Origin of the sequence: Asanoa sp. WMMD1127 (genome assembly GCF_029626225.1) — a bacterium.
GTDB lineage: Bacteria > Actinomycetota > Actinomycetes > Mycobacteriales > Micromonosporaceae > Asanoa.
The window spans coordinates 5710167-5728254 of sequence record NZ_JARUBP010000001.1 but is presented as its reverse complement, the minus strand read 5'-3'; the positions used below and the strand labels follow the sequence as shown (position 1 = coordinate 5728254).

The following is an 18088-nucleotide window of genomic DNA, read 5'->3' as shown; positions in this document are numbered from 1 at the left end:
TCCGGTAACGGCCATTCAACACGTGTTGCGCAACCTGAGAACCGCTTCGCATGATGTGCAGCACATCTCGCGCAACTCGTGTTGACCGGAGGTACCAGCGTGGCGGTTCGACGCACCGACGTGGCCCGGCTCGCCGGGACCTCACCCGCGGTGGTCAGCTACGTGGTCAACGGCGGACCGCGTCCGGTCTCCGCGCAGACCCGGGCGAAGGTGCTCGCCGCCATCGAACAGCTCGGTTACCGCCCCAACGGCATCGCCCGTTCGCTGCGGATGAGCCGCACCATGACGCTCGGCCTGGTCATCCCGGACAACGCCAACCCGTTCTTCGCGGAGCTGGCCCGGGCGATCGAGGAAGAGGCGTTCGCACAGGGCTACACGCTGCTGATCGGCAACGCCGCCGAGAGCGACGAGCGGCAGACGACGTACGTGCGGACCTTCCTCGCCCGCCAGGTGGACGGGCTGTTCATCGTGCCCGCCCACGGCCCCGCCGGCTTCCTCGGCGACCTGGAGCGCGCGCGCACGCCGTGGGTGTGCCTGGACCGCCAGGTGCCCGGGGCGGCCGCGCCAGGCGTCCTCGTCGACAACCGCGGTGGCGCCTTCGCGGCCACCCGGCACCTGCTCGACCACGGCCGCCGCCGCATCGCCTGCGTCGGCGGGCCGCGGGACGTCCGGCCCGCGACCGACCGCGTCGAGGGCTGGCGCGACGCGCTCGACGCGGAGAGCATCTCCATGCCGGTCGTGCACGCGCCGTTCGGCCGACGGGGTGGCTACGGCGCGGCCCGCGAGCTGCTCGGCCGGCCCGAACGACCCGACGCCGTCTTCGTCGCCAGCGACGAGCAGGCGGTCGGCGTGCTGCGCGCCATCGCCGAGGCGGGGCTGCGCTGCCCCGACGACGTCGCGGTCGCCTCGTTCGACGGCATTCCCGGCGCCGCCTACACGCTGCCCGCGCTGACCACGATGGCCCAGCCGATCGCCGCCGTGGGCCGCGCCGCCGTCAACCACCTGCTCACCCAGCCCACGGCGCCCACCGACGTGCTGCCGGTCACGCTGGTCAGACGCGGCTCGTGTGGTTGCCCCGACCCACCCGGCGGCGACCCGGCCGGCGAGGAGGCAGGCGCATGAGCCGCGTGGTCGTCGTGGGTAGCGCCAACCTGGACCTCGTCGTCGGCGTGCCGCGGCTACCCGCACCGGGCGAGACCGTGCTCGGATCCGACGTGGTCACCGGCCCCGGGGGCAAGGGCGCCAACCAGGCGGTCGCCGCGCACCGGCTGGGGGCCGAGACGCTGCTCGTCGCCGCGCTCGGCGACGACCGGTTCGGCACCGACCTGCGCGCCGCGCTCGCCCGCGAAGGGCTGCCGCTCGACCGCCTCGTCACCCGGGCCGGCATCGCGACCGGCGTCGCGCTGATCGTCGTGGAGGCGGCCGGCGAGAACACGATCGTGGTGGCGCCCGGCGCCAACGCGCGGCTCGACGATTCCTCGTTGGACGGCCTGTTCGCGCCGGGCGACGTGCTGGTGCTGCAGCTCGAGATCCCGTTGGAGACCTGCCTCGCCGCGGCCCGGCGCGCCCGCGATGCCGGCGCCTCGGTGCTGCTCAACGCGGCGCCGTTGCCGCCGGCCGGGGCCGCCGCGCTGACCGAGCTGCTCGGCGTGGTCGACGTGCTGGTCGTCAACGAGGGCGAGGCGCGGCAGCTCGGCGGCGACGCGCGGGCGTTGCTGCGGCACGGGCCGGCGGCCTGCGTGGTGACGCTGGGCGCCCGGGGCGCGGTCAGCGCGGACGGCACCGGCGCCCGCACGCACCCGCCGTTCCCCGTCGACGCCGTGGACACCACCGGGGCCGGCGACACCTTCTGCGGCGCGCTGGCCGTCGGACTGGCCTCGGGGATCGACCTGGACCAGGCGGTGCGCCGAGGGTGTGCCGCCGGCGCGTTGGCCACGACCCGGATGGGCGCGCAGTCGGCGATGCCGACCGGCGCCGAGCTCGACCTGTTCCTGGCCGCCGAGAAGGAGGCTGCTCATGCGTGACACCGGACTGTGGCATCCGCGCCTGGCCTCGCTGGTCGCCGGGCTGGGCCACACCGACACGATCGTGGTCGCCGACGCCGGCCTGCCCGTGCCCGCGGGAGTCGAGACGGTTCAGCTCGCGCTGACCCGCGGCGTGCCGTCGTTCCGCGCCGTACTGGCGGCGATGGCGGGTGACCTCGTGATCGAGGCGGCCACCGTCGCGGCCGAGCTGACCGACGAGGCGGTGCTCGCCGGCGTCCGCGCGCTGGGCGTGCCGGTCGACAGCGTGCCGCACACGGAGCTCAAGCACCGCTGCGCGACGGCGAGCGCGGTGGTGCGGACCGGTGAGGCCACGCCGTACGCCAATGTGATCCTGCGAGCGGGAGTGCCCTTCTGATGTTCCCCACCGACTACGAGGAGCGCGTCTACGCCGGCGTGCTCGGCAAGGTGATCGCGGTCTACCTCGGCCGCCCGTTCGAAGGCTGGACCTACGACCGGATCAGCCGCGAGCTGGGCGAGATCACCGGATACGTCAACCACCGTGTGGACCTGCCCTTGAAGAACCACCTGCTGGTGGTCACCGACGACGACATCAGCGGCACCTTCGTGTTCCCGCGGGCGCTGCGCGACCACGGCCCGGAGCCGGCGTCGGAGCGGATCGGCGACACCTGGCTCAACGAGATCCTCGAGGGCACGTCGGTGCTCTGGTGGGGTGGCGTCGGCAACTCCACGGAGCACACCGCCTACCTCCACCTCAAGGACGGCGTACGCGCGCCCGACAGCGGCTCGGTCGCCCGCAACGGCGTCGTCGTGGCCGAGCAGGTCGGTGCGCAGATCTTCGTCGAGGGTTTCGCCATGACCAGGCCCGGCGACCCGGAGGCGGCGGCCGACCTGGTCGAGCGGGCCGCCCGGGTCAGCCACGACGGCGAGTCCGTGCACGCCGCGCGGGTCGTGGCCGCCCTCGTCGCGGGCGCCTTCACCGAAACCGACATGGACAAGCTGCTGAACGTGGCGGTCAGCCTCATACCGGCGGACAGCCTGATCCGGCGGGTCGTCGACGACGTGCGCGAGTGGGCCGCGGCCGACGCTGACTGGACCACCACGCGAGCCCGGATCGACGAGCGTTACGGCTACCACCTCTTCGGCGGCAACTGCCATGTGGTGCCCAACCACGCGACCGTCGTCCATGCCCTGGCGCGCAGCGGCGGCGCCTTCCTGCCGGCGATGACGGTGGTCAACACCTCCGGCTGGGACACCGACTCCAACGCCGGTGACGTGGGCGCGATCTGCGGCGTCTTCGGCGGGCTGGTCGGCATCGCCGACGGCCCGGACTGGCGGGGGCCGATCGCCGACCGGATGTATCTGCCCAGCACCGACGGCGGCTCCACCGTCACCGACGCGGCCCGCGAGGCGCTCACGCTCGCCGCGCACGGCCGCGCGTGGGCCGGCCAGCCGGAGCGTGACCTGGCCCGCGGCAAGCGGTTCCACTTCGGACTGCCGGACAGCCTGCAGGGTTTCTCCGTGCACGACGGCGATGCCCGGTTGCACAACCCCGGCGGCCGGCTCGCCGTCGGCGGGGCCGCCACCGTGGTCACGCCCACGTTCATCCCGCCCGAGGCGCGGGACATGCCGATCTACGGTCTGATCGCCAGCCCCACCCTCTACAGCGGGCAGACCGTGCGCGCCCAGGTCCGGGGCGGCGCGGGCTTCCACCTCACCCTCGCGCACTACGCCGACGACGGTGACACGCTCGCCTGGGTCGACGGGCCGGCCGGGGCCACCGAGTGGACCGTGCCCGACCTCGGCGGCCAGCCGGTCGTCTACATCGGCCTGCGATCCACCGGCCCGATCGAGCTCGAGTCGCTCACCTGGGACGGCGCCCCGACGGTCACCTTCACCCGGCCCGCCAACGCGCACGTCGGGCACGGTGGCGACCCGGGCGCGATGTGGCGGCGGGCCTGGGTCAAGGCCGTCGACCGCTGGGACCCGCACTGGCCCGAGCCGTTCCGGCTGGTGCAGAACCGGGGCACCGGCCTGCTGATCCAGGGCGCTCGCGAGTGGCGTGACTACACCGTCACGGCGGACGTCACGCCGCACCTCGCCGAGTCGACCGGCGTCGCCGCGCGCGTGCAAGGTCTGCGCCGCTACTACGCGCTGCGGCTGGCCGGCCGCGACCGGGTCGAGCTGGTCCGGCACCTCGACGCCCCGGCGCCCGAGGTCCTGGCCTCCCAACCCTTTCCCTGGGCGTACGGCGACACCCACCAGCTCGCGCTGCGCGTCGCCGGCACCCGGATCACCGCCTTCGTCGACGGCGCCGAGCTGTTGGACCTCGACGACACCGCCCTGGACTGCGGCGGCGTGGCGCTGCTGATCGAGCAGGGCCGCACCGCCACGCAGTCCGTCCAGATCACCCCCATCCCCTCGGAGGACGCAGCATGACCGCATCGCTGTCCCGCCGGCGCTTCCTCGCCGGCGCGGGCCTGACCGCCCTCGGCCTGTCCAGCCCCAGCCTCCTGCTCGCCGCCTGCGGCGACAGCGGCGGTTCGGCCGGCACCGGGACCGGCAAGGTCGACCTCTGGCTCGACATCCAGGGCGACGCCAACCAGAAGTACTTCACCGAGAACGTGGCCGCCGCGTTCGAGAAGGCCAAGCCCGAGATCGACCTCAACACCACGTTCTACAAGGGCGAGGACCTGCGCCGGCTCGTGCAGACGGCGCTGCAGTCGCGGTCCGGCCCGGACGTCGTGCGCGGCCCGAGCGCCACCCAGACGATCGCCTGGAGCAAGGCGCACCTGCTGGCGGACCTCAACCCGTACGTCGAGAAGTTCGGTCTGAAGGACAAGCTGTCGCGCTGGGCGATGGACGCGTTCACGACCGATGGCAAGCTCTACGCGCTGCCGATGCGGGTCGACACGATGCTGCTCTACTTCAACAAGACGCTGTTCGAGCAGAAGGGCTGGAGCCAGCCGACCGACCGGGCGTCGCTGGAGGCGCTCGCCACGGAGGCGGCCGGCCAGGGCATCACACCGTTCGGCTCGTCGAACGTCGACTGGAAGGCCGCCGGCGAATGGCTGATGACGGTCTTCTGGAACCACTACTCCGGCCCGGACGCGCTGCGCCAGGCGCTGACGGGCGAGATCAAGTTCACCGACCCGGTGTTCGTCGACGCGGTCAACCTGATCAAGGGCTACTTCGACAAGGGCTGGATCGGCGGCAGCGTCGAGAAGTACTTCGCCGTGCCGTCGCAGGAGATCGGGGCCAACTTCGGCAAGGGCAAGGTGGCCATGGTGCCCCAGGGCAACTGGTTCATGAGCCAGGTCGGCCAGTACTTCGGGGCCAAGGCCAAGAACGACAACGAGTGGGACTGGATGCCCACTCCGCCGCTGCGGGCCGAGGTCAAGGCCGACATGCTGCCGATCGGCATCGGCGGCTCGTTCGCCATCAACGAGGCGAGCAAGAACAAGGACGCCGCCGCCGAATATCTGAACTGGTACTACGGCGACAAGACGGCCGCGCTCAAGCGGATGGCCGACGTCCCCTCGACCTACAACATCCCGATCGACTTCGCCGACAGCGACGTTCCGACCAGCATCGACCCCCGCTCCGGGCGCGCGCTGGCCGCGGTCAACAAGGCGGTCGCCTCGGGTGACTACGGTTTCGTCACCTGGACCTGGTGGCCGCCGAAGACCGACGTGTTCGTCTACGAGGGCCTGGAGCAGGTGCTGACCGGCAAGCTGACGCCGGCGGACTACTGCAAGCAGCTCGACCAGATGTTCACCGAGGAGAAGGCGGACGGGAACCTGCCGCAACTGCCTGCCAAGGGGTCCGGCCAGTGACCGCCACCGCCGCGCCCAGAACCGGGTCGGGCGCCCGCCGGGCACGGCGGCGCGCGGCGGTGGTCGGCTGGGCGTTCCTCGCGCCGCTGCTCCTGCTGAACCTGGTCGTGGTGGCCGGGCCGTCCGTGGCGACCGTGTACTACTCGTTCACCGACTGGTCCGGCCTCGGTCCGGCCACCTTCATCGGTCTCGACAACTACGTCGAGGCGTTCCGCGACGCCAAGGTGCACGAAGCCCTGCTGCACAACCTGATCTGGTTCGTGCTGTTCCTGTCGGTGCCGGGCGCCATGGGCCTGCTCGGCGCCTACCTCCTCAGCCAGGTCACGCGCTTCCAGATGCTGTTCCGGGCGCTCTACTTCATCCCGTACGTGGTGGCCAGCGTGGTCAACGCGGCGGTGTGGAAGATGCTGCTCTCGCCGACCAGCGGGGTCGGCCATCTCCTCGGCTCGGACCAGTCGTGGCTCGGTGACACCCGCACCTCGCTGCTGAGCGTCAACTTCGTCGTCGACTGGCACTGGTGGGGCTTCCTGGCCGTCATCTTCCTGTCAGCGATGCAGGGCGTGGACCCGGCGCTCTACGACGCGGCCAAAGTGGACGGTGCCAGCAACTGGCAGCAGTATCGCCACATCACGCTGCCCGGCATTCGCCCGACGATGGTGTTCATCGTGCTGATGACGGTCATCTGGACGCTCAAGGCGTTCGACTACATCTTCATCATGACCCAGGGTGGGCCGGCCGGCTCCAGCGAGGTCGTCTCCACGTTGATGTACAAGCAGGCGTTCAACGAGTACGAGGCCGGCTACGCCGCCGCCCTCGGCCTGTCGATGACCCTGGTGACCGCCGTGATCCTGGCCGTCTACCAGTGGATGCGCCGCAAGGGTTGGGAGGACGCATGAGCGCCACGACTCTCCAACGACCGGCTTCGCCCGGTGTGGCGCCGCCCGCGCCGCGTCGCCGCCGGTTCGGACTGCAGGGCGGCACGTACTACCTGATCCTGATCGTGCTCGCGCTGTTCGCGGTCGGGCCGCTGGTCGCCGTGCTGTTCAACGCGTTCAAGAACAACGCGGAGATCGGCAGCAACCCGCTGGCGCCGCCCACCTCGTTCACGCTCGACAACTTCACCACCGCGTGGACCCAGGGCGACTTCGCCACGACCATGCGCAACAGCCTGATCATCTGCGCGGGGTCGGTGCTCGGCACGTGCGTCATCGCCGGGCTGGCGGCGTTCGCGCTGAGCCAGCTCAACGTGCCGGGTGGCGGCGCGGTCATCGGCTACCTGTTCCTCGGCAGCGCGCTGCCCGTCCAACTGTTCCTGGTGCCGCTGTTCTTCCTCTGGACCCAGCTGCACCTGACCGACAACCTGTTCGGCCTGATCATCATCTACTGGGCCACTGACGCGCCGTTCGCGACGCTGCTGCTGCGGTCGTTCCTGCTGAAGATTCCCAAGGACTTCACCGAGGCGGCCCGGCTGGACGGCGCGTCCAGCCTGCAGATCGCCTGGCGGGTCGTGCTGCCGTTGGCCTGGCCGGGCTTCCTGACCGTCGCGCTGATCGTGGCGCTGTGGTCCTGGAACGAGTTCTTCTGGGCGATCACGTTCATCCACACGCCCGAGCTGCGGCCGGTGTCGACCAGCTTCCTCGCCTTCCAGGACCAGAACTCCACCGACTGGGGCCTGACCAGCGCGGCAGCGATCTTCATGATGGCGCCCGTCGTGCTGCTGTTCCTGGCCCTGCAGCGCAAGTTCGTCAGCGGCCTGACCTCTGGAGGCATCAAGTGAGCCGGCCCAACATCATCCTCATCATCTCGGACCAGCTCCGGCGGCAGGCGCTCGGCTGCTACGGCGACCCCAACGTCAGCACACCGCACATCGACGCGCTGGCGGCCGCGGGCACGCGGTTCGATGCCGCGTCCTCCACCTATCCGGTCTGCGTCCCCTACCGGTTCACGCTGATGACCGGGGAGTACGCGCACACGCGGTTCATCCCGTCGATCGAGTGGCGGATGTCGCCGGCCGAGCGGACCCTCGCCGACGAGCTCAACGACGCCGGCTACGCCACCGCGCTGTTCGGCAAGTGGCACCTCTACGGCAACTTCGGCCACTATCCGGGCCACAACGTCGTCAAGGCGTCGCGTACGCCCGTCCCCCGGCCGTTCCAGGGCCGGTTCGAGCGGTTCGGCGGCTTCGACATCTGCAACGACCCGTGGGACACCTACTTCTGGAACGAGGACGACCCGACACCCCACAAGATCGAGGGGTTCCAGACCGACGGGCTCTTCGACCTGGCCATCGAACATCTGGGCGCGGTCGGCGACCGCCCGTTCGCCACCGTGCTGTCGGTCGAGCCGCCGCACCCGATCTTCACCGCGCCGGAGTCATATGTCGAGCGTTGGCGCGACCGGGAGCTGGTCCTGCGCGACAACGTCGAGCTCGGCAAGGACTACAACAAGCGGGGACCGCACGGCCGGGACCTGCTCGACGACCTGCGCGTCTACTACGCGATGATCGAGAACCTCGACGACAACGTCGGTCGGCTGGTGGCCGCCTTGCGCGCCAACGGTCAGCTCGACAACACCGTCATCGCGCTGACCGCCGACCACGGCGAGCTGCTCGGCTCCCACGGCCTGCTGGCCAAGCAGCGGCCGTGGGAGGAGTCGCTCGGCATCCCGCTGATCGTCTCCGGCGCCGGCACGCCCGCGTCCGTGGTCGGTGACCCGGTCTGCACCGAGGACCTCTTCCCGACCCTGCTGGGCCTGGCCGGCGTGACGCCCCGGGACCCGAAGCCGGGCATCGACCTGAGCCCGCTGGTGCGCGGCGAGAGCTCCTCCGTCGACCGGGAGGGCGTGCTGCTCGAGTTCGTGGCCGAGATGCGGCCCGGGTTGCCGTTCCACGACGAGACGTGGCGGGGCATCCGGACGCGCCGCTACAAGTACACGGTGCTCGGCGACGCGCACGGCGGCCGGCCCTGGCAGTTCTTCGACCTCGAGAACGACCCGTGCGAGCTGACCAACCTGGTCGACGACCCGGCGCACGCGGATGAGGTGGCGCGGCACCACGCGCTGCTGCGGGACCGCCTGGCGCAGACCTACGACCACTACGTGCTGGCGCCGGCCTTCGGTGCCGCGGGCCTCAACGAGTGGGACCCGGAAGCCAAACACCAACGCCGATTCGGCTGAGCCAGGAAGCGGGTACGCCCATGCCACGCACCCTCCGCCCCCTCGTCGCCGTCGCCGCGCTCGTGGCCGCCCTGCTGCCCGCGGGCACCGCGCGCGCGGACGGACCGCCCTACACCGGAGCGCAGTACGACTTCGGCGGCACGGTCACCCCGATCAGCGGGACCGTGCCGGTCGTCGACGACATCGCCGACAGCATCGCGGCGTCGACCGCGGCCACCGTCGACGAGATCGCCGCGCACCGGGCGACGCTGCCCTACGGCGGCATCGACCCGGCGCCGGGCACGCCCGACCAGCTCACCACCTACCCCGGGCCGGCCGGGATCCCGGCCTCGGACCAGTACGCGGTGACCGTGCAACAGGCGGGCGGCCCGGTGCCGTCGTTCGTCTACAGGTCCACCGCCAAGAAGGCCGACACCAACCGCGAGGCGGACACCTCGTGGACCTCGTTCTCGTTCTCCGGCGCGGTCACCGTGCGGGTCACGAAGACCACGCCCGGCGCGACCGGCTGCCTGGTGCGCCCCTACTCGGCCGCGGTGGTCACCAGCTTCGCCGGCAGCACCTGCACGTTCACGCTCACCCGGCCCGGCAACCTGTCCGTCGAGTTCCAGCCCGAGATCCACAACCCGGTTCTCCACCCGATGCTGGTGTTCGCGAACCCGCCCGAGGTGGACGTGCCGTCGCCGAGCGACCCGAACGTCCGCTACTTCGGCCCCGGTGTCCACAATGTCGGGTCAGGCCAGCCGATCACCTCCGGCCAGACGATCTACGTCGCGGGCGGTGCGTTCGTCTCGGCCGCGTTCATCGCGACCGGCTCGGTGCACGACGTCACCATCAAGGGCCGCGGCGTCATCTCCGGACTGTTCATGGACACGGGCGACCAGGACGCCAACAAGAACCAGCCCGGCATGATCGACATCGCGGACCAGACCTCGTCGAACCTCCTCGTCGAGGGCATCACGTTCGTCGACGCTCCCCGGTTCAACGTCCGTGCGCTGGCCCGGTACACGACCATCCACAATGTCAAGACGATGTCCTGGTGGTACAGCACCGACGGGATGGTCGGCGGCAACAAGAGCGTGCTGCAGCACAACTTCGTGAAGTCGAACGACGACTCGATCAAGCTGTTCTGGGGCGACACGATCGCCCGCCACAACACCATCTGGCAGCTGGAGAACGGCGCGCCGTTCATGATCAGTTGGAACATCCACGAGGACAGCTCGACGTTCCACGTCTACGACAACGACGTCATCCACGCCGAGCACTACCAGATCGAGAAGTCCGGCATCTTCCGCGCGCTGCACGCCGGCAGCGGCACGCTGTCGCGCTATCTGTTCGAGGACATCCGGATCGAGAACGCCACCTTCCGGCTCTTCAACCTCACCATCGACAACAACAAGTGGTACGACCCGGCGCGCGGCTACGGCGAGATCGAGCAGCTCATCTTCCGGAACATCCACGCCTACACGAGCTACACCAAGCCGAACATCGTGCGGGGCATCGACAGCACGCACAAGATGCGCAACATCAACTTCCAGAACGTGTACGCCAACGGGGCGTGCCTGAACAACGCCGGCTCCTTCGACATCGACCCGGCGACCACCAACGCGGTACGGATCTACCGCAGCACCGACGGGAGCTGCCGCACGTGACTCGACCCAACATCCTGGTCGTGCTGGCCGACGACATGGGCTGGGGTGACCTCGGCTGCTACGGGTCCACCATCCCGACACCGCACATCGACGCGCTGGCCGCCGGCGGTGCGCGGGCAACGGACGCGCACTCGGCGTCCGCGGTCTGCACGCCCAGCCGGTACGCGCTGATGACGGGGCGCTACGCCTGGCGCGGGCCGCTCAAGAACTTCGTGCTGATGGGGCACGGCCCGGCGTTGATCGAGCCCGACCGGCCCACGCTGGCATCGGTGCTGCGGGACGCCGGCTACGCCACCGGCGCGTTCGGCAAATGGCATCTGGGACTCGGTTGGCGGCACCGGGACGGGTCGGTCCGCGACGCGTTCGCGCCCGGCGCGACCCTGCACGACGACGTGGAGACCGACTTCGGGCACGACATCGACTACACGGCGCCGGTCAGCGGCGGCCCGACCGCGCTGGGCTTCGACCGGTTCTTCGGCATCGCCGGGTCGCTCGACATGCCGCCGTACGCCTTCATCGACCAGGATCGCACCGTCGGCGTGCCCGATCGGGAGAAGCAGGTCTACCTGACCGAGCAGCGACCCGGGCTCGAGGCGCCCGGTTTCCGGGAGGACGAGGCGGATGTCCGGTTCGTCGGTGAGGCGGTGCGGTGGCTGTCGACCGTGTCGACCGACCAACCGTTCCTCTGCTACGTCACGCCGTCGGCCCCGCACCGGCCCAACGTCCCGCCCGACGTGGTGCGCGGGCACTCCGGGCTGGGCGACCGGGCCGATGGCGTCTGCCTGGTCGACTGGGCGGTCGGGCAGCTGGTCGCCGCCATCGACGCCCGTGGTCAGCGCGACAATACGCTGGTGATCGTGACCAGCGACAACGGCGCACCGACGATCTTCACCGACGACGGTGACGTCTCGGCACACCGGCCCAACGGCGACTGGCGGGGGCAGAAGGGCGACCTCTGGGACGGCGGCCACCGCGAGCCGTTCGTGGCGCACTGGCCCGGCCGCATCCCGGCCGGCGCCGTCCTCGACGCGCCCGTCTGCCTGACCGACGTGCTGCCGACGGTCGCGGCCGCGGCCGGCGTGTCGCTGCCGGGCGGCGCGGCCGAGGATGGCGTCGACCTTCTCGGCGCCCTCACCGGCCAGGCCGCTCCCCCGCCCGCCGACCGCCCGATCGTGCACCACAGCCTCGGCGGCCGGTTCGCGCTGCGGGCGGGCCGGTGGAAGGCGGTGTTCGCGGAGGGTTCCGGCGGCGGCTTCTCCGAGCCGTCGATCGACGCGCTGTTCGCCTCGGGCTCCGGAAAGGCCCACGCCAACCCGCCGTGGGACGCCGACCACCCGACCGGCCAGCTCTACGACGTGCACGCCGACCCCTTCGAGACGACCGACCGGTGGGCCGACGAGCCCGAGGTGGTCGCCGGGCTCTACGACCAGCTGCGGGAGATCTGCCGCGACGAGAGCAGTGGCCTGCCGTTCGACGTCAAGGTGCCGTCTTGAGTGCTTCGTGCTGCGCCCCGGGCGGCGGCCACGGGTCGTCCCCGGCGCCGCCGGCGCTGCCGGTGCGCCGGGTCGACCCCCACGAGGCGGCCCGGGGGATGGCGCGCATCCCGGCCGGCGCGTTCTGGATGGGCAGCGACGACGAGGACACGTTCGCGGACGACGGGGAAGGGCCGGTCCGCGAGGTCGAGGTCGCGGCCTTCCGGATCGATCCCAAGGCGGTGACCAACGCCCAGTTCGCCGCGTTCGTCAAGGCGACCGGGCACGTCACCGACGCGGAGCGGTTCGGGTGGTCGTACGTCTTCCACGCGTTCGTCCGGGGCGAGGCGGCGCACCGCGTGCTCGACGGGCAGGTCCCGGGCGCGCCGTGGTGGCTGCCGGTCGAGGGCGCGGCGTGGCGGACGCCCGAGGGACCCGGCTCCGACGTCGCGCGCCGGTCCAACCACCCGGTGGTGCACGTGTCGTGGCAGGACGCGAGCGCCTACGCGGCCTGGGCCGGCAAGCGGCTGCCGACCGAGGCCGAGTGGGAGAAGGCGGCCCGCGGTGGGCTCGAGCGGGCCACCTTCCCGTGGGGCGACGAGTTCACGCCTCGCGGGCAGCACCGCTGCAACACCTGGCAGGGCACGTTTCCCCGGCACAACACCGGCGCCGACGGCCATCTCGGCACCGCGCCCGCCAACGCCTTCCGTCCCAACGGGTACGGCCTCTACAACACCTCCGGCAACGTCTGGGAGTGGTGCGCCGACTGGTTCAGCGCGGACTGGCACGCGCCGGCATCCGACGCCACCCGGCGCGACCCGACCGGCCCGCCCGACGGCGCCACCCGGGTGATGCGCGGCGGCTCCTACCTCTGCCACGAGTCCTACTGCAACCGCTACCGGGTCTCGGCGCGGACGTCGTCCACACCGGACAGCACGACCGGGCACGCCGGCTTCCGGTGCGCCATCGACGAACCGGACCGCGCGGGTGGCTGAACCACGCTGGCAGCGGGAGGGCGCGGAGCCCGACTACCGGTTCTCGCTGGCCAACGAGCGCACCTTCCTGGCCTGGATCCGGACGGCGCTGGCGCTGCTGGCCGGCGCGATCGCGGTCATCCAGTTCCTGCCGAGCTCGGCCCTCTCGGGGTTGCGGACAGCCTTCGCCGCCGTGCTGGCGATCGGCGGCACGCTGCTGCCGGTGGTCGCCTACCGGCGGTGGTCGGCGGTCCAGCGGGCGATGCGCAACGACCGGCCGCTGCCGTTCACTCCGCTGCTGGCCGTGGTGTCCGGTGTCGTCGGCCTGCTCGGCGCGGGCCTGGTGGTGCTCGCGGTGGTGTCGTGACCCGACCCGGTCTGCAGACCGAGCGCACCGCACTGGCGTGGACGCGCACCGCCGCGGTCGCGCTGGTCACCGGCGTCCTGCTCGCCCGCCTCGGCCTGCACGGAGGCGCGCCACTGCCGTTCGTGGGAGCGGCGGCCGCCGGCGCGCTCGCGGTGCTGGCCGGCTGGCGACGGCGGCGCCGGGTGGTCACCGCCACGACGGCGGTCCGGCCCCGGGCGCTGCTCGTGTTCACCGGCCTGGCGACGGCCTGTGGCGTGTTGGCCGTCGCCGGGGTACTCGCCGCCGCCTGACGTTACCTAGACTGATCCACGATGGCGTCCCGGCGGTGGTTCCTGCTCGTCGCCTGGCTGCTCGCGGCCGCGGCGCTGCTCGGCGGTTCGGTGACGCCCACCGAACGGGCCGTGCGGCTGCTCCAGCTCAACCTGTGCGCCAGCGGGCAGGCCGGTTGCTACACCGGCCGGTCGATCGACGAGGCCGCTCGGGTCATCCGGGCCACCCGGCCCGACGTGGTCACGCTCAACGAGATCTGCGAGGGCGACATCGCGACCCTCGGCGCGGTGCTCGGCGAGGTGCACGGTGAGCCGGTCGCGTCCGGGTTCCGGGCGGCGCCCGACCGGCCCTCGGGCGGTCCGACGATCTGCGGGCGCAACGGCCAGCCGTACGGGATCGGCCTCGTCGCCCGCCGCCCGGCAGTGCCGCACGAGGTGGTCGGCGGCGCCTATCCCGTGCAGGACCCGGTCGACCCGGAGGAACGGGTCTGGCTCTGCCTGCTCGCCGCCGTCGACGTCTGCACCACCCACCTCGCCGGCTTCGACCCGCAGGCCGCGCTGCACCAGTGCCAGCACCTGTTCGGGGTGACGTTGCCGGCGCTGCACCGGCGGGCCGGCTACCACCCGACGATCGTGGCCGGCGACCTCAACCTGCGCTACGGCGCACCGCCGGACCTGCGGGACTGCATGCCGGCGGGCTACCGGTGGCTCGGCGACGGCGGGCTGCAGCACGTGCTCGCCACCACCGACCTCGCCGAGCCGACCATGCGGGCGGTCGACCTGGCCCGGAGCACCGACCACCCCGGGCTGCTGGTCACCGTGGGCCTGACCGGGCCGACCTGAGCACAGGCGACCGGCGTACGATCCGGCAATGGCGCTCCTGCACCGGGCCACCGTGACGCCCAGCAAGCTCGACCTGATCGCCGGCTGGCTGCCCGGCCGGCGCTGGCACCAGGGCGCGGCCGGCGACCTGGAACGGGTCGCCGCGTTCCGGTTCGACGATCCGGCCGGGGCGGTGGGCATCGAGACCATGCTCGTCCGCTACGGCGACGGCCCGGTCCACCACGTGCCCCTCACCTACCGTGACGCGCCGATCCCCGGTTGTGACGTCTGGCTGCTCGGCACCGCGGAACACTCCGTGCTCGGCAAGCGCTGGGTCTACGACGGCGCGAGTGACCCGGTCTACCTGTGTGCGCTGGCCGGCGCCATCGTCGCGGGCACGGGCGAGGCCGAGGAGTTCGTCGACGTCGACGGCCGGGGCACGCTGGAGCGTCGGGCGCCGGCGATGACCGCGCGGGGCACCGGCGTGCCCGGCGGCACGGTGCCGCCGGTCGAGGAGATCCGGCGGATCGAGGACCACGGCGACCGCACGGTGGTCCACGTGGGCTCGCTACGGATCGTCATCAACCGCCGATTCACGGACGGTGACCTTCCAGCCGCCGCGCTCGCCGGCCGCTGGGGCGATCATCCGGAAGTTATCTTGGCGTATCTTTCGAACGGTTGACATACCTCGATCTGTGGACTGATGTAGGACCCAACGTCCTTCGATGTCCGCAGGAGGTTTCATGTCAACCAGACGGATCTGGGTGGCCGGCGCCACCGCAGCCGTTCTGACCGTCGGGCTGCTCGCCGCACCAGGGTCGAGCGTCGCCGCCCCGCCCGACACCGCCGCACCCGCCGCCGGTCCCGCCGTCAAGCTGGCCGCCGGCCAGACCGCGCTCGTCCGGTTCCGCCTTCCCGACGAGGCGATGCTGCGCGACCTGGTCGCCAGCGGCGCCGACGTCGCCGCCCGGCCGCGCACCACGCTCGGCCAGGTCCAGGTCGACCTGGTCGTCACCGACCAGGAACTGGCCGCGCTGACCGCCCGCGGCGCCGTGGCCACCCAGCTCATCCAGACCGCGTCCGAGGGTTCCGCCCGGGTCGCGGCCAGCAAGCGCGCCGCCGGCGCCCGCACGCTCGCCGCCGACACCCTCCAGTTCCTCCAGTCCTACTGGTGGAGCACCGAGGGCCAGACCTTCCTCGCCGTGCAGGTCGCGACGACGGCGACCGACGACCCCGACGTCGAGATCACCGTGACGTGGAAGACGGCCGACGGCACCACCGGATCCTTCCCCCTCTCCCGGTTCGAGGACTCGGGCGAATACCAGTACCACGTCGCCCTCCCCCAGCCCGTGCCCGCGCAGCCGGTGACCGTCACCGCGAGCTCCAGCCTGGGCGGCACCACCCGGGCCATCCGGCCGAGCGCCTGGCCCGGCGCGGCGCCGCCGCCCCTGCCCGCCGGCTACCAGAAGGACTTCATCGCCGCCTACATGACGCCGACCGACATCCAGGCGCGGATCAAGCGGCTCGCGCGGCAGTACCCGGCGCTGGTCGACGTCATCGACCTGCCCAACAAGACCCAGGGCTACCGGCGCACCGCGACCGCGTACCTCGGTGACCCGGCCGTCACCGCCGTCGTGGTCGAGTCGGTCAAGTTCGGCGACCAGAAGATGAACGGCGTCCAGGTCAAGACCGTCGACCCGGGGCGGCGGAACCGGCCGCTGAACGCCACGTACAAGGACCGGGTCCTGACCGTCTCGCTGGCCACCGACAGCACCGGCGCGGTGATCAGCACGACCGACCAGGTCGCCGCGTTCATCAGCGCGCGCTACCCGCAGGTGTTCCGGGCGTTCGTCGAGGACGGCTCGGCCGGCCAGGTCATGCCGGTCGCCGGCCCGGCGCGGCTCGACGACGGTCTCGACGGCAGCGAGGTGTCCAAGAAGCCGTGGACGGTGCAGGCCATGCGCATCGGGTCGGTCCGCGACGGCTCCAAGATCGGCGTCATGGCGTACTCGCAGGAGCACGCCCGTGAATGGGCCACGCCGCTGGTGACCCTGGAGTTCGCGGAGCGCCTGCTGGCCAACTACGCGACCGATGCGGAGACGAAGTCGTTGCTGGACAACGTCGACGTGTTCGTGCTGCCGATGGTCAACCCGGACGGCGCGAACTACTCGTTCAACGACTACAACTTCCAGCGCAAGAACCTGGTCAACCACTGCACGGGCGCGCAACGCGACCCGCGGCTGGCCAACTCGTGGGGCGTCGACATCAACCGCAACTACACGGTCGGCTCCTACTTCGACGGGTACGTGGGCGGCAGCGCGAACTGCCTGTCGGGCACCTACTCCGGCACGGCGGAGCTGTCCGAGGCGGAGAGCCGCAACGTCATCGCCCTGGCGTCGGCGCATCCGAACATCAAGTTCGCGATGAACGTGCACAGCTACGGTGGCTACTTCATGTGGCCGCCGGGGGCCTACAAGGCGGACGGCCGCATCACGCTGCCGCGTCCGTCCATCGAGGAGTCCGCGTACTTCATGGAGAGCGCCAAGCGCATCATCGGCGCCATCCGCAGCTCGCGCGGCACGGTCACCTGGCCGTCGTACACCGGGCCGGTCGCCGACGTGCTCTATTCCGCGGCCGGCAACTCGGCCGACCAGCTCTACTACGAGCTGGGCATCCTGGCCTGGGACTTCGAGGTCGGCAACGACCTGTGGAACGCGGAGACCCAGGAGTGGGAGGGCGTCGGCTTCCAGCCGCCTTACGAGGAAGCCCACGCGGAGTCGCAGGAGTACGCGGCCGGCCTGGTCGAGCTGGTCCGGGTCGCCCGCGACCTCAGCGCCGAGGGCGCCGTCCAGCCGTAACCTTCTATTGTGGACGGCCCTCGGGCGATGCCCGGGGGCCGTCCCCCGTCTCAGCGGCTGTAGAACTCGACGACGAGCTGTTCGTCGCAGAGCACCGGGATCTCGGTGCGCTCGGGCAGGCGCACCAGGGTCGTGCGCAGGTCCTCGATCGAGGTCGACAGGTAGGGCGCGGTGCGGGCGCCGACGTGGGCGCCGGCCGCGGCCACCTGGAACGGCGTCTTGGCCCTGCTCCTCTCGCGCACCTCGATCGTCTGGTACGGCTGCACCCGGTAGGACGGCCGGTCGACCTTGCGTCCGTCGACGGCGATGTGCCCGTGCGCCACGGCCTGGCGGGCCTGGTAGATGGTGCGCGCGAAACCGGCCCGCAGCACCAGCGCGTCGAGCCGGCACTCCAGCGTGACCAGCAGGCGCTCACCGGTCTTGCCGCTGCTGCGGTGCGCCTCGGCGAACGCGCGGCGGAGCTGGACCTCGCTCACGTTGTACTGATGGCGCAGCCGCTGCTTCTCCAGCAGCCGCACCTTGTAGTCGGTCTCCTTGCGGCGCGCGCGGCCGTGCACGCCCGGCGGGTAGGGCCGGCGCTCGAAGTACTTGACGCACTTCGGCGTCAGCGGAATGCCGAGGGCCCGCGAGAGTCTCGCCTTCGGCCGCGACTGGTTCACCTTGC

At 71.6% G+C, this 18088-nt stretch carries 17 protein-coding genes; 16 read left to right on the top strand and 1 reads right to left on the bottom strand.

Annotated elements, in window-relative coordinates; all coding sequences use genetic code 11:
* The first annotated feature begins 99 nt into the window (after positions 1-99).
* From O7635_RS27320 to O7635_RS27245, 16 genes are all read left to right on the top strand, one after another.
* A complete protein-coding gene (locus tag O7635_RS27320; RefSeq protein ID WP_278083345.1) occupies positions 100-1122 on the top strand; it encodes a LacI family DNA-binding transcriptional regulator in 1023 nt (340 codons plus the stop codon).
* Positions 1119-2024 carry a ribokinase gene (locus O7635_RS27315; protein WP_278083344.1) on the top strand — a complete coding sequence of 302 codons (906 nt, stop codon included), beginning with the start codon at positions 1119-1121 and terminating at the stop codon, positions 2022-2024. The genes O7635_RS27320 and O7635_RS27315 overlap by 4 nt, the downstream gene beginning before the upstream one ends.
* Complete coding sequence (gene rbsD, locus O7635_RS27310) at positions 2017-2400, top strand: D-ribose pyranase (RefSeq protein WP_278083343.1); 384 nt, start codon at positions 2017-2019, stop codon at positions 2398-2400. Before O7635_RS27315 ends, rbsD begins: the two co-directional genes overlap by 8 nt.
* Positions 2400-4442: an ADP-ribosylglycohydrolase family protein gene (locus O7635_RS27305; RefSeq protein ID WP_278083342.1), complete on the top strand. Its 2043-nt coding sequence runs from the start codon at positions 2400-2402 to the stop codon at positions 4440-4442. The genes rbsD and O7635_RS27305 overlap by 1 nt, the downstream gene beginning before the upstream one ends.
* On the top strand, positions 4439-5839 hold the full coding sequence (locus O7635_RS27300; RefSeq protein WP_278083341.1) for an extracellular solute-binding protein: 1401 nt from the start codon (positions 4439-4441) through the stop codon (positions 5837-5839). Before O7635_RS27305 ends, O7635_RS27300 begins: the two co-directional genes overlap by 4 nt.
* The gene (locus O7635_RS27295) at positions 5836-6735 is read left to right on the top strand and encodes a sugar ABC transporter permease (protein ID WP_278083340.1); all 900 of its coding nucleotides are present in this window, start codon (positions 5836-5838) and stop codon (positions 6733-6735) included. Before O7635_RS27300 ends, O7635_RS27295 begins: the two co-directional genes overlap by 4 nt.
* A complete protein-coding gene (locus tag O7635_RS27290) occupies positions 6732-7616 on the top strand; it encodes a carbohydrate ABC transporter permease (RefSeq protein ID WP_278083339.1) in 885 nt (294 codons plus the stop codon). The genes O7635_RS27295 and O7635_RS27290 overlap by 4 nt, the downstream gene beginning before the upstream one ends.
* Complete coding sequence (locus tag O7635_RS27285; RefSeq protein WP_278083338.1) at positions 7613-9013, top strand: sulfatase; 1401 nt, start codon at positions 7613-7615, stop codon at positions 9011-9013. The genes O7635_RS27290 and O7635_RS27285 overlap by 4 nt, the downstream gene beginning before the upstream one ends.
* A 20-nt stretch (positions 9014-9033) precedes the next feature.
* Positions 9034-10662 carry a hypothetical protein gene (locus O7635_RS27280; RefSeq protein ID WP_278083337.1) on the top strand — a complete coding sequence of 543 codons (1629 nt, stop codon included), beginning with the start codon at positions 9034-9036 and terminating at the stop codon, positions 10660-10662.
* Positions 10659-12155, top strand: a complete 1497-nt coding sequence (locus O7635_RS27275; RefSeq protein ID WP_278083336.1) for an arylsulfatase — start codon at positions 10659-10661, stop codon at positions 12153-12155. Before O7635_RS27280 ends, O7635_RS27275 begins: the two co-directional genes overlap by 4 nt.
* 98 nt (positions 12156-12253) lie before the next feature.
* Complete coding sequence (locus O7635_RS27270) at positions 12254-13129, top strand: formylglycine-generating enzyme family protein (RefSeq protein ID WP_278085581.1); 876 nt, start codon at positions 12254-12256, stop codon at positions 13127-13129.
* The gene (locus O7635_RS27265) at positions 13122-13475 is read left to right on the top strand and encodes a DUF202 domain-containing protein (RefSeq protein ID WP_278083335.1); all 354 of its coding nucleotides are present in this window, start codon (positions 13122-13124) and stop codon (positions 13473-13475) included. Before O7635_RS27270 ends, O7635_RS27265 begins: the two co-directional genes overlap by 8 nt.
* Positions 13472-13765 (top strand): DUF202 domain-containing protein, encoded by a 294-nt coding sequence (locus tag O7635_RS27260; protein ID WP_278083334.1) that lies wholly within the window; start codon positions 13472-13474, stop codon positions 13763-13765. The genes O7635_RS27265 and O7635_RS27260 overlap by 4 nt, the downstream gene beginning before the upstream one ends.
* A 21-nt stretch (positions 13766-13786) precedes the next feature.
* Entirely contained in the window at positions 13787-14587 is an 801-nt protein-coding gene (locus tag O7635_RS27255; RefSeq protein ID WP_278083333.1) for an endonuclease/exonuclease/phosphatase family protein, read from the top strand.
* Positions 14588-14615: 28 nt separating this feature from the next.
* Complete coding sequence (locus O7635_RS27250; protein ID WP_278083332.1) at positions 14616-15248, top strand: hypothetical protein; 633 nt, start codon at positions 14616-14618, stop codon at positions 15246-15248.
* 61 nt (positions 15249-15309) lie between these two features.
* The gene (locus tag O7635_RS27245) at positions 15310-17424 is read left to right on the top strand and encodes a M14 family zinc carboxypeptidase (protein WP_278083331.1); all 2115 of its coding nucleotides are present in this window, start codon (positions 15310-15312) and stop codon (positions 17422-17424) included.
* A 50-nt stretch (positions 17425-17474) separates the two neighbouring features.
* On the opposite strand, the gene rpsD is transcribed toward O7635_RS27245, so the two are convergent.
* Positions 17475-18083: a 30S ribosomal protein S4 gene (gene rpsD / locus O7635_RS27240; protein WP_278083330.1), complete on the bottom strand. Its 609-nt coding sequence runs from the start codon at positions 18081-18083 to the stop codon at positions 17475-17477.
* Positions 18084-18088: the final 5 nt, after the last annotated feature.

Coding starts and splice junctions, on each gene's coding strand:
- O7635_RS27300 (WP_278083341.1), top strand. CDS start 4,439: ATGACCGCATCGCTGTCCCGCCGGCGCTTCCTCGCCGGCGCGGGCCTG.
- O7635_RS27315 (WP_278083344.1), top strand. CDS start 1,119: ATGAGCCGCGTGGTCGTCGTGGGTAGCGCCAACCTGGACCTCGTCGTC.
- O7635_RS27280 (WP_278083337.1), top strand. CDS start 9,034: ATGCCACGCACCCTCCGCCCCCTCGTCGCCGTCGCCGCGCTCGTGGCC.
- rbsD (WP_278083343.1), top strand. CDS start 2,017: ATGCGTGACACCGGACTGTGGCATCCGCGCCTGGCCTCGCTGGTCGCC.
- O7635_RS27250 (WP_278083332.1), top strand. CDS start 14,616: ATGGCGCTCCTGCACCGGGCCACCGTGACGCCCAGCAAGCTCGACCTG.
- O7635_RS27290 (WP_278083339.1), top strand. CDS start 6,732: ATGAGCGCCACGACTCTCCAACGACCGGCTTCGCCCGGTGTGGCGCCG.
- O7635_RS27255 (WP_278083333.1), top strand. CDS start 13,787: ATGGCGTCCCGGCGGTGGTTCCTGCTCGTCGCCTGGCTGCTCGCGGCC.
- O7635_RS27245 (WP_278083331.1), top strand. CDS start 15,310: ATGTCAACCAGACGGATCTGGGTGGCCGGCGCCACCGCAGCCGTTCTG.
- O7635_RS27270 (WP_278085581.1), top strand. CDS start 12,254: ATGGCGCGCATCCCGGCCGGCGCGTTCTGGATGGGCAGCGACGACGAG.
- O7635_RS27305 (WP_278083342.1), top strand. CDS start 2,400: ATGTTCCCCACCGACTACGAGGAGCGCGTCTACGCCGGCGTGCTCGGC.